General features: G+C 71.3%; 12 protein-coding genes. 7 read left to right on the top strand and 5 right to left on the bottom strand.

Annotation, left to right across the window (positions count from 1 at the left end; genetic code table 11):
• On the bottom strand, positions 1 to 331 hold a 331-nt coding region (locus tag VK611_25685), incomplete at its 3' end, for an NTP transferase domain-containing protein (protein ID HMG44752.1).
• 258 nt (positions 332 to 589) lie between these two features.
• On the opposite strand from VK611_25685, the gene VK611_25680 reads away from it, so the two are divergent.
• Genes VK611_25680 through VK611_25650 form a run of 7 tightly spaced genes read left to right on the top strand, consistent with a single transcriptional unit; the run spans position 590 to position 8,982 of the window.
• Positions 590 to 2,464 carry a nucleoside-diphosphate sugar epimerase/dehydratase gene (locus VK611_25680; protein HMG44751.1) on the top strand — a complete coding sequence of 625 codons (1,875 nt, stop codon included), beginning with the start codon at positions 590 to 592 and terminating at the stop codon, positions 2,462 to 2,464.
• Positions 2,465 to 2,487: 23 nt separating this feature from the next.
• On the top strand, positions 2,488 to 4,212 hold the full coding sequence (locus VK611_25675; protein ID HMG44750.1) for a hypothetical protein: 1,725 nt from the start codon (positions 2,488 to 2,490) through the stop codon (positions 4,210 to 4,212).
• A 19-nt stretch (positions 4,213 to 4,231) separates the two neighbouring features.
• Positions 4,232 to 4,537 carry a hypothetical protein gene (locus tag VK611_25670; GenBank protein HMG44749.1) on the top strand — a complete coding sequence of 102 codons (306 nt, stop codon included), beginning with the start codon at positions 4,232 to 4,234 and terminating at the stop codon, positions 4,535 to 4,537.
• On the top strand, positions 4,534 to 5,406 hold the full coding sequence (locus VK611_25665; GenBank protein ID HMG44748.1) for a hypothetical protein: 873 nt from the start codon (positions 4,534 to 4,536) through the stop codon (positions 5,404 to 5,406). Before VK611_25670 ends, VK611_25665 begins: the two co-directional genes overlap by 4 nt.
• Entirely contained in the window at positions 5,407 to 6,606 is a 1,200-nt protein-coding gene (locus VK611_25660; GenBank protein ID HMG44747.1) for a DegT/DnrJ/EryC1/StrS family aminotransferase, read from the top strand. It begins immediately after the preceding gene.
• A complete protein-coding gene (locus VK611_25655; protein ID HMG44746.1) occupies positions 6,591 to 7,538 on the top strand; it encodes an SDR family oxidoreductase in 948 nt (315 codons plus the stop codon). Before VK611_25660 ends, VK611_25655 begins: the two co-directional genes overlap by 16 nt.
• A gap of 34 nt (positions 7,539 to 7,572) precedes the next feature.
• Positions 7,573 to 8,982, top strand: coding sequence for a nucleotide sugar dehydrogenase (locus tag VK611_25650; GenBank protein HMG44745.1), 1,410 nt, complete (start codon positions 7,573 to 7,575; stop codon positions 8,980 to 8,982).
• On the opposite strand, the gene VK611_25645 is transcribed toward VK611_25650, so the two are convergent.
• The 4 genes from VK611_25645 to VK611_25630 form a co-directional block, all read right to left on the bottom strand.
• Positions 8,963 to 10,465 (bottom strand): hypothetical protein, encoded by a 1,503-nt coding sequence (locus VK611_25645; GenBank protein HMG44744.1) that lies wholly within the window; start codon positions 10,463 to 10,465, stop codon positions 8,963 to 8,965. The two genes, VK611_25650 and VK611_25645, sit on opposite strands and share 20 nt — an antisense overlap.
• On the bottom strand, positions 10,465 to 11,550 hold the full coding sequence (locus VK611_25640) for a glycosyltransferase (GenBank protein HMG44743.1): 1,086 nt from the start codon (positions 11,548 to 11,550) through the stop codon (positions 10,465 to 10,467). The genes VK611_25645 and VK611_25640 overlap by 1 nt, the downstream gene beginning before the upstream one ends.
• Before the next feature lie 106 nt (positions 11,551 to 11,656).
• On the bottom strand, positions 11,657 to 12,724 hold the full coding sequence (locus VK611_25635) for a metallophosphoesterase (protein ID HMG44742.1): 1,068 nt from the start codon (positions 12,722 to 12,724) through the stop codon (positions 11,657 to 11,659).
• 76 nt (positions 12,725 to 12,800) lie between these two features.
• A partial coding sequence (locus VK611_25630) for a phosphotransferase (protein HMG44741.1) occupies positions 12,801 to 13,350 on the bottom strand: 550 nt, incomplete at its 5' end.

Raw genomic sequence — 13,350 nt, 5'->3', positions numbered from 1 at the left:
CGTCGCCCCACGTGCACATGAACGTGCCGTCGCCGCCGATGGTCGACGCCAGCCGCTTGATCCGCCCGCCGGTGTCGGTCGACTCACCCGTGTCGACCAGGTCGACGCACCAACCCTCGGTGAGCTGGGCGTTCTCGGCGAACCAGCGGCGGGCGAACTCGGCCTTGTAGCCCAGCGCCACCGCGAAATCTCGTATTCCGTAGTGGGCGTAGTACCGCATGATGTGCCAGAGGAGGGGGCGACCGCCGATCTCGACCATCGGCTTCGGGCGCAGCTCCGTCTCCTCGGCGAGGCGGCTGCCGAGCCCGCCGGCCAAGATCCCAACGTCCATGATGCGTTTCTAGGCGCTCCCGTAGCCTCCGCCGTTGATTTCGCGGCTCGGACCTAGAAGAATCACCGGGACTCAACGGGCAACGCTGGCGGGCGGAGCTGGGGGTCGGGCAATCGGTGGGCCCAGTCACGCAGAAGCGAGGGTCAAGTGGGCGGTTTTTGTAGTGGACGGTGAACGGCGGCGGACGCTGGTGGAAATCGACAACTCAGACGAATCATCGGGTCGAGCTCGGTGACGCGGCATGGCGAGGTGAGTCGGATGGAGCGCGTCCTCGCGCGCATCCGCTCGGACGGGCCTTTGGCGTTCTTCGACGTCCTCGTGGTCGTCGTGTCGTTCATGACCCTGCTCTTCATCCGCTTCAACGGGTCGATCCCCGACACGTACACGGAGCGGTTGTACTCGTTCCTCCCGGTCATCGTGGCGGCGCACCTCGTCGCCAACTGGGCCTGGAGCAACTACGGCCAGATCTGGGCGCACGCCAGCATCGCCGAGGCCCGAAGGGTGTTCCTGGCCGGTGCCACGGCCGGTGCGTTCATCTTCGTGGTGAACCCCATGAACGACCTGTCGGTGCCACGCTCCGTGGCCGTGGTCGGCGCGCTGGGCTCGGCGGTGCTGATGACCGTCGTGCGGTTCCAGGTGCGGCTGCTGGGCTCGCGCAAGCAGGCCGACCGCACCGCCACGCGCGTGGTGGTCGTCGGGGCCGGCGACGCCGGAGCGGCGATCCTGCGCGAGATGCAGCGGCGCCCCGACAACGGCCGCACCCCGGTGGTGGTGGTCGACGACGACCCGCGCAAGCAAGGCCGCAACCTGCTGGGCACCCCCGTGGTGGGCAGCATCGCGACGCTCGACGCCGTGGTGGCCGAACACCGGGCCGAGGAGGTGCTGGTCGCCATGCCCAGCGCCGACCAGGACCTGCTGCGCAGCATCATCCACGGTGCCGAGCTGGCCGCCGTGCCGGTGAAGGTCCTGCCGCCGGTGCGCGACCTGCTGGGCAACGCCCCGACGGTGCGCGACGCCCGCGACGTCCGGATCGAGGACCTGCTGGGTCGCACCCAGGTGGCCACCGACATCGACAGCATCCGCGCCACCGTGCAGGGCAAGGTGGTGGTCATCACCGGGGCGGGCGGGTCGATCGGCTCGGAGATCTCGCGCCAGGTGGCCGACTGCCAGCCCGGCCGGCTGCTGCTGCTCGACCACGACGAGACCCACCTGCACGACGCCCGGGGCATCATCCACGGGCCCAACGAGCTGGTGCTGGCCGACATCCGCGACCGCGAGCGGATGATCGAGCTGTTCGCCGAGGTGAAGCCCGACGTGGTCTTCCACGCCGCGGCGCACAAGCACGTGCCGCTGCTCGAGCAGCACCCGTCCGAGGCCATCCGCACCAACGTGCTGGGCACCCGCAACGTCGTCGACGCAGCGGTCAACGCCAACGTCGGGCGGCTGGTGTTCATCTCGTCCGACAAGGCCGTGCGCCCCAGCAACAACCTGGGCTACTCGAAGTGGCTCGGTGAGCAGCTGGTGCTGCACGCGATGCCGCCGGGCACCCGCTGGTGCTCCGTGCGGTTCGGCAACGTGCTCGGTAGTCGCGGGAGCGTGATCCCCACGTTCGCCCGGCAGATCGCCGAGGGTGGGCCGCTCACCGTCACCGACCCGCGCATGACCCGCTACTTCATGAGCGTCCAGGAGGCCGTGCAGCTGGTGCTGCAGGCGTCGACGCTCTCCGACGGCGGCGAGATCTTCATGCTCGACATGGGCCAGCCGGTCAACATCCTCGAGCTGGCCGAGCGCATGGTGCGCCTCTCCGGTCACCAGGTCGGCACCGAGATCCCCATCCACTTCACGGGCATCCGCGAGGGCGAGAAGCTCGCGGAGGACCTGCAGAACCCCGAGGAGACCGCCAGCCCGACGGCCCACCCGTCGATCTTGCGGCTGACACCCACGGCCGTGCCCGTCAGCATGCTGGACGACGGCACCCGCGGCCTCGCCGACCTGGTCGTCCAGCGCGCGGACCACCACGCCGCGCAGCGCATGGCCGCGCTGGCCGAGGCCGGACACAACACCCACCATTTTGAATTCGACGCCGTGGAGCTGTCGGAGCGGAGGAACCGATGGAGCCCGTCGACTACGTAAAGATCCTCAAGAACCATTGGAAAGTGGTTCTTGCGCTCGTCGTGCTCGCACTGGCGGCCGTCTACATCACCACCCCGAAGCAGACGAGCAAGGCCTACAGCGCCGACGCCGTCCTGTTCATCTCGTCCGGCGAGGTGAGCAACGAAGGCGCGGGCTTCGGCAACGTCCGCATGGCCGTGCGGTTCGTCAACTCGCCGGAGATCGCCCAGAGCGTCGCCACCGCCCTGGGCTGGACGGGCTCGCCCGAGGAGCTGTCGGGCAAGGTCAGCGCCGTGGCCGACCCCGAGCTGCTGCCCTTCCTCACCGTCACGGCGTCGGGGTCGTCGCCCGAAGAGGCCATCCGGATCGCCAACGCCTTCGCCGACGGGCTGATCACCTACGTCGACGGGCAGGAGGTCGCCCGCATCCAGGACGCCCAGGAGCAGGACAACCTCCGGCTCCAGGAGATGCAGGGCCAGATCGCCGAGCTGGACCGGCAGATCGCGGCCAACCCGGTCAACGCGGCGAGCCTGCAGCAGCAGGCCGACACCCTGCGCGCCCAGATGGGTCTCGAGCAGTTCTCGGAGGAGGACACGATCCCCGAGAAGATCGTCTACAAGGTCAAGGACAAGGCGGTCGACGCCCGCACCGAGGCATCGTTCATCGCCGGCGCCGGTCGTCCCCAGCGCATGCTGCTGGGCGGGGTCGTCGCGATCATGCTCGGCTTCGGCGTGGCGATCATGCTCGACCGCTCCGACTCCCGGCTGCGCACCAAGGACGCCGTCGAGCGGCACTTCGGCCTGCCGGTGCTGGCCGAGATCCCGATGCTCAACCTCCGCGACCGCAGCCGGGCGGCAGTCGTGGCCTTCGAGCGGGTGCCCCGCATCGCCGAGTCGTACCGCAGCCTGCGCACCGCGCTGCTGCTGTTCCGCGGCAAGGCGACCGGAGTCGGCGCCACCAACGGCAACGGCAACGGCCACTCCGTCGGTCACGCCGACCCCAACGCCCTGCGCCAGCTGGTGGTGGTCACGTCGCCGGAGGCCGGCGACGGCAAGAGCACCACCACGGCGAACCTCGCCATGGCCTACGCCGAGACGGGTCAGTCGGTGCTGCTGGTCAGCTGGGACCTGTGGCGGCCGCTGTCGCCCGAGGTGTTCGACGCCCAGGAGGGCCCCGGCGTGTCCGACTACCTCGACGGGCACGGCTCTTCGCTGGTGCGGTACGTCCAGGACACGTCGATCCCCGGCGTCCGGATCGTGACCGCCGGCCTCGGCGGCCACCACCCGACGGCGCAGCTCGAAGCCGCCCGCCGGCTGCTGGAGGAGGCCCGCACGCTGGCCAACGTGGTCATCGTCGACACCGCGCCGATCCTGTCGGCCAGCGTCACCCGGGAGCTCTGCACGCTCGCCGACGCCGTGCTGGTGGTGTGCCGCTCCGGTCGCACCACGGTGGCGGCCGCCGACCGCTGTGCCGAACTGCTCGAGCGCCTGGGCGCCAACACGCTCGGCGTCGTGATGGTGGGCGTCCCGGCCGGCCCGTTCGACGACTACTACGGCGCCCCGCCCAAGGGCGGCATCCGGCGTCCGTTCGACCGGCTCGGCCTGGGCGGCAAGCGCTCCGACTCGCCCCGCGGTGGCCGTCACAAGGCGCCGGCGCCGGTGGCCGCGTCGCGCCAGACACCACCCATCGGCTCGTCGTTGCGTCCCACCGCATCCCAGTACCGCGCCACGTCGCCTCGAGGCCCCGACAGTGGTCGGGAGCCTCGATGATCAGCCAGAGCGGGACTCGATGAGCGGAGGTCCGGCACCAGTGGTGACCGAGACCAACCGGTGGGAGCGCTCCGTGGAGGTCTTGTGGCGGCGCACGGCCCAAGGGGTCGTGGTGTTGCCGAACGACAGCGGGACGGTGTCGACGCTCGAGGGCCTGCACGCAGCGCTGTGGCTGGCGCTGGCGCGCCCGATGAGCCTCGACGTGCTGGCCGACCACCTCGCCGAGCACCTGGAGGACGACCCGGGGGCGCGGCGCCGCGCCGTCGGTGAGGCCGTGCGCTTCCTCGTCGCCACGGGTGCCGTCCGGGAGACCCTGGATCCGTGACCAGCGTCGATGTCTCGCAGGAGCACCTCCTGCTCGGGTTGGCCGCGTACGGGCTGGCCGGCAGCGTCGTGGAGACGCACCCCGGGCCCTTCGAGCCCGACGAGTGGTTCCACTTCGTGCGCGCCTGCGACACCCACGGGCTGGTGGGCATCCTCGCCACGGCCGCCGACCGGGGCGCTGTCACGCTGTCCGATGCCCAGGCCGAGGAGCTGGCGGTCCGCGAGCGCGAGGTCGCCGGCCTGTCGCTGCTGGTGGAGCAGCGGGTCGTCCGGGTGTCGAGCCTGCTGTCGGCCGCGGGCCTCGCCCACCGGCTGATCGACGGCCCGGCCCGGGCCCGCCTCGGCTACCGCGATCCCGGCACCCGCACGTTCCGCAGCGCCACCCTGCTGGTCGACCCGGCGGGCGCGGCCCTGGTGGCGCCGCTCATGGCCTCGACGCCGGCCCGGCTGCAGGTGAGGTCGTCGGTCACCAGCGAGGACGCCGCCGTGGTGGTCGGGCAGATGTCCGACCCGCCCACGCTGCTCACGCTGGCCGACCGCCACGTCCCCACCGCCAGCGTCGAGGAGCACCTCGTGCTGGCGTGCATCGAGGTGCTCGCCGCGCCCGTGCCCGACCTGGTGGTCATGCGCGACCTCGCCGAGCTGGCGCTCTTCCCCGCGATCGATCCGGAGCGGGTGCGGGTCACCGCCGACGCCTGGGGGGTTCCCTCGGTGGTGACGCACGCCCTGGCCGAGACATGGCGTACCTTCGAGCTTGCCGATCGGACCGCCCTGTCCGTGTGGGCGGCACGTGATGAGGATCAACAGGCGCACAACCCACGCTCCCGCCGCCCCGGCGGAGTGATGGGCCGAATGGCACGGAGGACGTAGTTGCCTTCCCAACCAGCAGTCCTGGGCGGATCGCCCACCTTCGCCGACGGCCTGCCGTTCTTCCGTCCGGCGAAGCCGCCGCTCGAACGAGTGGTGGCCCGGTACACGCCGTCCTACGAGAGCGGTGCGCTCACCAACAGCGGCCTGCGACGGGCGTTCGAGGAGGCCTCGGCCGAGAAGCTGGGCGTCCGGCACGCGATCGCCGTGTCGTCGTGCACCGCCGGCCTGATGCTGGTCATGCAGGCCCTGGCGAAGCCGGGCAGCGCCGTGGCGATGCCGAGCTTCACGTTCTCGGCCACCGCCCATGCGGCGATGTGGGCCGGCGCCGTCCCCCGGTTCACGGAATGCCTCGAGGACACCTGCCAGATCGACGTCGCCGACGCGGCCAAGCGCCTCGACGGGGTGTCGCTCCTGGTGGGCACCCACGTGTTCGGGGCGTCGTGCCGGCCGGAGGAGCTGGAGGAGGTCGCCCGCCAGGCCGGCATCCCGGTGATCTTCGACGCCGCCCACGGCTTCGGCGGCACCCACCGGGGCAAGCCCCTGGGCGGCTTCGGCGCGGCCGAGGTGTTCAGCCTCAGCCCCACGAAGGTGCTGATCGCCGGCGAGGGCGGCGTGGTCGCCACCAACGACGACGATCTGGCGGCCCGTGTCCGGCTGGGCGTCGACTACGGCAACCCGGGCGACTACGACACCCAGTTCGCCGGTCTCAACGCCCGCATGTCCGAGTTCCACGCCGCCACGGCGCTGTGCTCCCTGGAGGAGCTCGACGACCACCTGGCGATCCGGCGCGATCTCGCCGACCGCTACCGCTCCGGCCTGGCTAGCGTTCCCGGCGTGCGGCTGCAGAGCGTCGACGCCGACGACGAGTCCACCTACAAGGACCTGACGGTCATCGTCGACGAGGCCGAGTTCGGTGTCGACCGCGACACGTTGGCCAGGGCCCTGAAGGCCGACGGCGTCGACACCCGGCCGTACTTCTGGCCGCCGGTGCACCGCCAGTCGGCCTACTCCCATCTCGACACGGCCGATCTCCCCGTCACAGACTGGGTGTCGAGTCGAGTCGTGAGCCTGCCGCTATGGCGCGACATCCCGGCGGGGGCTGTCGAGACCGTCGTAGACGTCGTTGCCAACATCCATGCCCACGCGGATCAGATCGTTGCGGCGGCAGACAAGGAGGACAGCGCGTGCGTACCCTCGTGACCGGCGGCGCCGGTTTCATCGGCTCCCACCTCGTCGATGCCCTCGTCGAGCGGGGCGACGATGTCGTCGTCCTCGACAACCTCGCCACCGGCCGTGCCGAGAACGTGACCCGCGACGCCAAGTTCGTGGAGGGCGACGTCTCCCAGCCCGACGACGTCATGGAAGCGATCGCCGGCTGCGACGTGGTGTTCCACCAGGCCGCGCTGGGCTCGGTGCCCCGCTCGGTCGCCCGCCCGCTCGACACCGACCGGGCCAACGTCCACGGCACGCTCACCGTGCTCGCCGCCGCCCGTGAGGCCGGCGTCCAGCGGGTGGTGCTGGCCTCGTCGTCGTCGGTGTACGGCGGTGCCAGCCAGGTGCCCACGCCGGAGGACCTGCAGCTGATGCCCCGCTCGCCCTACGCGGTGAGCAAGCTGACCGGCGAGCACTACTCCCGGGTGGCGTGGGAGCTGCACAGCCTCCAGACCGTGTGCCTGCGCTACTTCAACGTGTTCGGCCCTCGGCAGCGGCCCGACAGCGAGTACGCCGCGGTGATCCCGCGGTTCATCGACTCGCTGCTCAACGGCCTGCCGCCGGAGGTGCACGGCGACGGCCTGCAGGCGCGCGACTTCACCTTCGTGAGCGACGCGGTGCAGGCCAACCTGTGCGCCGCCGAGGCGCCCCCGGAGGCGTGTGCCGGCAAGGCGTACAACGTGGCCCACGGCAGCCCCCACTCGCTGCTGGACCTGCTGGCGGTGCTCAAGGCGGAGCTCGGCGTGGACCTGGAACCGGTCCACGTCGGCAGCCGTCCCGGCGACGTGCGCCTGTCGCACGCGGACGTGTCCGCGGCGCAGCGCGACCTCGGCTACGTGCCGGTGGTGTCGTTCGAGGAGGGTCTGGTGAAGACACTCGACTGGTTCCGCTCGCGACAACGCGAGCTACTGGGCTCGTAGAGCCCCACATCACACCTACAAGGCGGGCGGAGAAATGGCGAAGGACATGGCGGGCAAGGACGCGGGATCGACGGCACCCGAGGTGTCGCAGATCGAGGATGTGAAGGACCTGCGGGAGGCCAACGGCGACGGCGCCACGGCCGACCTCGCCGGCGAGCTGCTGGCCCGGATCGAGGACCGCACCGCCAAGGTGCTGATCGTCGGGCAGGGCTACGTCGGCCTGCCCGTGGCGATGCGGGCCGTCGAGATGGGTTTCCCGGTGGTCGGCCTGGAGCTGAACCCCGAGCGGGTCGCGGCGCTGCGGTCGGCGCGCTCCTACGTGAGCGACGTCGGCGACGAGGTGCTCGCGCAGGCGCTGCAGCGCGGCTACCTGCCGACCGCCGACGCGTCCGAGGCCGGGCCGTTCGACGTCGCCGTCATCACGGTGCCGACGCCGCTGCGCGAGGGCCTGCCCGACCTGTCCTACGTCGAGGCGGCCACCGAGACGCTGGGGCGCCGCCTGCGGGTGGGCTCCCTGGTGGTGCTGGAGTCGACCACCTACCCGGGCACCACCGAGGAGCTGGTGCGGCCGGCGCTGGAGGCGTCGTCGGGGCTCACCGGCGGCAAGGAGTTCTTCGTCGGCTACTCGCCCGAGCGGATCGACCCCGGCAACCCCAACTACGGCTTCGTCAACACGCCCAAGGTGGTGTCGGGCATCGACGAGCCGTCGCGGCGCTGCGTCGAGGCCTTCTACGGGGCGCTGGTCGACAAGGTCGTCCCGGTGAAGACCACCGGCGAGGCCGAGCTGGTCAAGCTGCTGGAGAACACCTTCCGGCACGTCAACATCGCGCTCGTCAACGAGCTGGCCATGTTCGCCGCCGACCTCGGCATCGACATCTGGGGCGCCATCGACGCCGCCAGCAGCAAGCCGTTCGGCTACATGCGCTTCACGCCCGGGCCGGGCGTCGGCGGCCACTGCCTGCCGATCGACCCGTCGTACCTGTCGTGGCGGGTGAAGAACCGCCTCGGCCACACGTTCCGCTTCGTGGAGCTGGCCAACGACGTCAACGAGCACATGCCCGACTACGTGGTCACCCGCTCGATGGTGATGCTCAACAGCCAGGGCCGGGCGCTGCAGGGCAGCCGGGTGCTGGTGCTGGGCCTGGCCTACAAGGCGGCCACGTCCGACTGGCGTGAGTCGCCGTCGCTGCAGGTGGTCGAGGGCCTGCTGGCGCTGGGCGCCGACGTGCGGGCGTGCGAGCCCTACCTGCCGGAGACGGGCGGTCCCGCCGTGCCGGTGCCGGTGGTCGAGTGCACGCCCGAGGAGCTGCGCGAGGCCGACCTGGTGCTGCTGCTCGTCGACCACCCCGACTTCCCGCTCGACGAGGTGGCCAAGCACGGGTCCCTGGTGCTCGACACCAAGGGCGTGCTGCGCCACCACGAGTTCAACGGCGAGGTCTTGTAGTCCCGGTTCCGGTTCCGGTTCCGGTTCCGGTTCCGGTCCCGCTGTCCCGGGACGATGACGTGCCCGGGACGCCCACGCCCGCCGCCGCCAGGGGTCGCCGTGCGCCCCTGGTGGGCGTGCCCAGCCGGTAGGCGTCGTCGCGCAGGTCGTCGCCCTCGTCGATGCGACCCCACGGCAGGCACAGGAGCACCAGCACGAACGGGAACACCTGGGTTCTCTGGCGCGTCATGATGCCGAAGTTCCCGATCGACGAGAACGCGAACACGAACATCATGATGTAGGCGAAGACGTAGGCGACGTAGGGCACCCGGAACAGCAGCCCGGGTATGCGGTAGAGCCGTCTTCGCTGCTTCCAGACCATCCACAGCAGGAACGATCCCTCCAGCGCCGCCACCAGCATCTGGGGCTCGCTGGCCTCCCAGATGTAGGGCCGGAACAGCACCGCCATCACCGCGTTGGGGAACTCGTGGGGCGAGAACGGGCGCGCCGTCTCGAACTGCGATCCGCCCTGGCCCGACTGCGTGGACGTGCGGTCGAGCACGCTGGTGACCGAGCTGGTGCTGGTGCCGTCGACCTCGAAGAACGACGCCGTCTGGCTCAGCACCACGCCCCCCGCCACCAGCAGCACGCCGATGCCGAGCACCTTCCCCAGCGGACCCGACTTCGACTCCTTCCACGACTTGCGCCGCAGGATGTAGGCGAAGAACAGCGACGCGAAGATCAGCGCGGTCACGTGCGGTCGCACCATCGCCGTGCCGGCCAGGCCGAAGCCGGTCACCGGGTAGCCCAGCGGGTTGCTCTTGAGCACCATCGCCACGCCGTAGGTCGCCATGCCGATGAAGCAGATCATCCAGGCTTCCTTGCCGATGCTCGACGGCCAGTAGAGCAGCGACGGCAGGAAGAACAGCATCCAGGCGTAGCGCCGGTAGTCGGCCTCGGGGTAGGCCGTGCGCAGCGCCCGGTAGAAGAAGTAGAGGCCCCAGAAGCTCAGCAGCGAGTAGACGAGGAAGCCGCCCAGCATCGTCGGGCCGGTGATCATGTAGAGGATCCCGGTGCTCAGCCGGATGAACTGGGTGCCCATCAGGTCGGGCACGTCCTTGGCGAACTGCTGGGCGAAGTCGCCCTCCCAGAAGGCCAGCGACAGGCGGCTGCCGGCGTCGTGGTAGCCGACGGCGTCGGCGTTGTCGCCGTACAGCTTGAACGTCAGGTAGTAGCGCATGCACCCGCCGAGCATCTTGGCGACGAACGCACCGCAGATGAGGTTGACCATCGTCGGGTCGTCGCGGGCGACGTACTTGCGCAGGATCGGGAGGGTGAGCGTCGCCAGGATGGGGCCGATGACCAGGGCGCCCCAGATGTCGTAGGAGAGGGTGCGCATGCCGAGCGACATCGCCACGATGTAGACGGCGGCGCCACCGAACCAGATGGCCGTGGTGGCCGAGCTGGTGGTGGGCATGGGGACCCGCCGTTGCAGGTCGCTCATCATGGCGCGGTCGCTCGCTCGTAGACGTCCTCGATCTGGCGGACGGCGCGGCGCAGGTCGAAGTCGTCGGCCCTGGTGCGGGCTTCCTCGGCCATCGCGGTGCGGGCGTCGGCGTCGGCCAGGAGCTTGGTGAGGGCGGCGGCCAGCGCTCCGGCGTCGCCGGGGTCGACCAGGAGGCCGTCCTTCCCGTCGGTGATCACCTCGGGGATGCCGCCGACCCTGGTCGTGACCGGCGCGACGCCGCTGGCCATGGCCTCCAGGAGCGCGATGGGGAGGCCCTCGAAGCGGGAGCTGAGGACGAACAGGTCGAGGCCCGGGAGCAGCTCGAACACGTCGTCGCGCATGCCGGTGAAGACCACGGCGCCTTGGATCTGGAGGGTGGCGGCCTGGGCCCGGAGGTCGTCCTCGAGGGGGCCGATGCCGACGATGAGCAGCTTGGCGTCGGGACGCTCGGCGTGGACCTGGGCGAAGGCCGCGAGGAGGGTGGCGTGGTCCTTCTTGGCGGTCATGTTGCCGACGGTGCCGAGCACGGGTGCCTGGGGGTCGAGGCCCAGCCGCTGGCGGGCGGCGGCTCGGGCGGCGGGTCCGTGGTGGAGGGTGTCGACGTCGATGCCGTGGATGACCACCTCGACGGGCACCGATGAGTCGATCGAGCGGGCGACGCCGTCGGACACGGCCATCACGGCGGCGTTGCGCCGGTAGGTGAGCCGGTTGAGCCAGCGGGTGGGGAGGCGGTAGCGGTCCCACATGTTGTGCTCGGTGTGGACGATGGTGGGGCCGCCGCGCTTGGGCGACGGCAGCGTCAGGCGGGCCACCACGGCCGGCAGCGGCATGTGGGTGTGGACGAGCCGGATGTCGTGCTCTCTGACGAGCTGGCGCAGGCGTCGCACCCAGCCGAGGCTCCAGGGCCTGGGGGCGTCGAGGCAGACCACGGGGACGCCGCCGGCCCGGATCTCGGCGACGAAGGCGTCCTTCCAGGGCAGCAGGTAGGCGATCTCGGGCGTGAAGCGCTCCCGGTCGAGGTGACGCACCGCGCCCGCGAGGAGTCGCTCGGTCCCGCCCCTTCCGAGGCCTTTCGTCAGCATCAGCACGCCGCCTGGGTGCCGGGCTGAGTACCCGCCGGTCCGCCCTTGCAAGACGACCAGGGTACGCCCTGGTCACCGTCCCTGTCGATGGCTCGGGTCGAGGGTGTCAGGCCAGGTCGAGGACACCGACGGACGGGCGGCAGAAGAGGCGGAGCTGGGGAGCCTGGCCTCGTTCGAGCCCGACGCCGGTGCCGACGTAGATCGGGTTGCCGTCGATCTCGTGGAGGCCGCCGGCGGCGACGTGGCGGGGGACGCGGGTGGCCGTCATCAGCGGCCCGAAGCCCGGCACCACGATCTGGCCGCCGTGGGTGTGGCCGGCCACGACCAGGTCGATCCGCGATCCGGGGGCCGGTCGCAGGTCGAGGGCGGCGTCCGGGCGGTGGGCGAGGAGGATGCGGAGGGTGCCGTCGTCGGGAGCGTCGCTGTCGAGCTGCCGCCGGAGGGCGACGGCGTCGGGGTGGCGCCAGCGCAGCCGGTTGCCACCGAGGCGCAGTCGCCGGTCGCCGACAGGGACGTCGACCTCCTTGTCGTCGAGCACGGTGACGCGGGTGCCGTGGACGAGGCGGTCGGCGTAGTCGCCGGGGTCGTGGTCGCCGCGCACCAGGTAGACGCCGTGGGGTGCGTGGAGCCGGCCGAGCAGGGCCCGCATGGCGTCCTCGTGGACGGAGAGCTCGGCGGGCGTGCCCTGGAACACGTCGCCGGCCAGCAGGATCAGGTCGGGTTCCTCGGCGAGCAGCAGGTCGACGGCATGGTGCTCGTGGGGACCGGGGCCGTCCGTCTGCAGGTCGGCGATCACTCCGATGCGGACGGTGTCGGTGCCCGCCACCCGGTCGGGGAGCCGGAGCGTCGCCCGGTCGACCCGCAGCCGGTAGGGCTCGACGTGGGTGGCGTACCAGCCGATGGGCGCGGGGACGAGCAGCAGGCTGCCGGCGGGGTTGCCGCGGGCGCACAGGGCGAAGCCGACCAGCGGCAGCGACACGGTGATGCCCAGGTAGGCGACGTGGAGGACGCCACCGATGCCCAGCCCTCTCGGGGCGACGGCCAGCAACGCCCCGACGCCGACGACCAGCGCCGCGGTCAGCCCGACGGCCGGCCGCTCGGGCATTGCTCCCGCGAGGCCGGCCACGACGGCCGCCCCTGTGAACCACGCCGTCGTCGGCCACAACACACCCACGGGCCAAGATCCTGCCCCACCGATGTGAACACGTTGTGTGCCCCAGATGTGGATCCCGGGTCGCGTTCGTGTGCCGTCAGTGCTCGGCAGCCAGGTACCGCTGGACGAAGCCGTCGAGCGTCGTGCGCCATGCGGGCGATGCGGTCCGTATGCCGGCCGGTGCGGTGTCGGGGTCCGCCAGCCACGATGCCAGCGCCAGCACCCGCCGGGTGATCAACCGGTCGAGCACCGGGTCGGTGGCCGCGCTGCCCGACCGATCCCGGTAGCCCCGCAGGAGCGCCTCCCGGAAGCGCCGATAGTCCTCTCGGTCGCCGCCGATCATGGCGTCGAAGAGGACGAAGTACAGCGAGTTGGCGACGTCGAGCTCCACCGGGCCGTAACCGCAGTCGTCGAAGTCGAAGATCCGCCACCTCGCCCCGGCGTCCCGCACGTTCTTCGAGCTGAAGTCACCGTGCAGGAGCTGGCGCGGCGGCCTGGCGTCATCGTCGGGTGACCCGGCAACGTCCCCGAGGTCGGCGAGAGGCGGGAACCACGCCAGATCGGGCAAGGGGTACGGCGGCAGTGCCGCCATCGAGACGTGCAGGTCGGCCGGCGACGCTCTGCCACCCGCCGACGATTCGCCCCAG

It is taken from the genome of Acidimicrobiales bacterium (assembly GCA_035316325.1).
GTDB lineage: Bacteria > Actinomycetota > Acidimicrobiia > Acidimicrobiales > VFJN01 > DASXTK01.
The sequence above is the reverse complement of the archived record's forward strand: the minus strand, read 5'-3'. Positions and strand labels throughout refer to the sequence as shown.

Excerpts from the sequence above, each read along its gene's own strand:
- VK611_25650 (HMG44745.1), top strand. The coding sequence starts at position 7,573 with ATGGCGAAGGACATGGCGGGCAAGGACGCGGGATCGACGGCACCCGAG.
- VK611_25680 (HMG44751.1), top strand. The coding sequence starts at position 590 with ATGGAGCGCGTCCTCGCGCGCATCCGCTCGGACGGGCCTTTGGCGTTC.
- VK611_25645 (HMG44744.1), bottom strand. The coding sequence starts at position 10,465 with ATGAGCGACCTGCAACGGCGGGTCCCCATGCCCACCACCAGCTCGGCC.
- VK611_25640 (HMG44743.1), bottom strand. The coding sequence starts at position 11,550 with ATGCTGACGAAAGGCCTCGGAAGGGGCGGGACCGAGCGACTCCTCGCG.
- VK611_25670 (HMG44749.1), top strand. The coding sequence starts at position 4,232 with ATGAGCGGAGGTCCGGCACCAGTGGTGACCGAGACCAACCGGTGGGAG.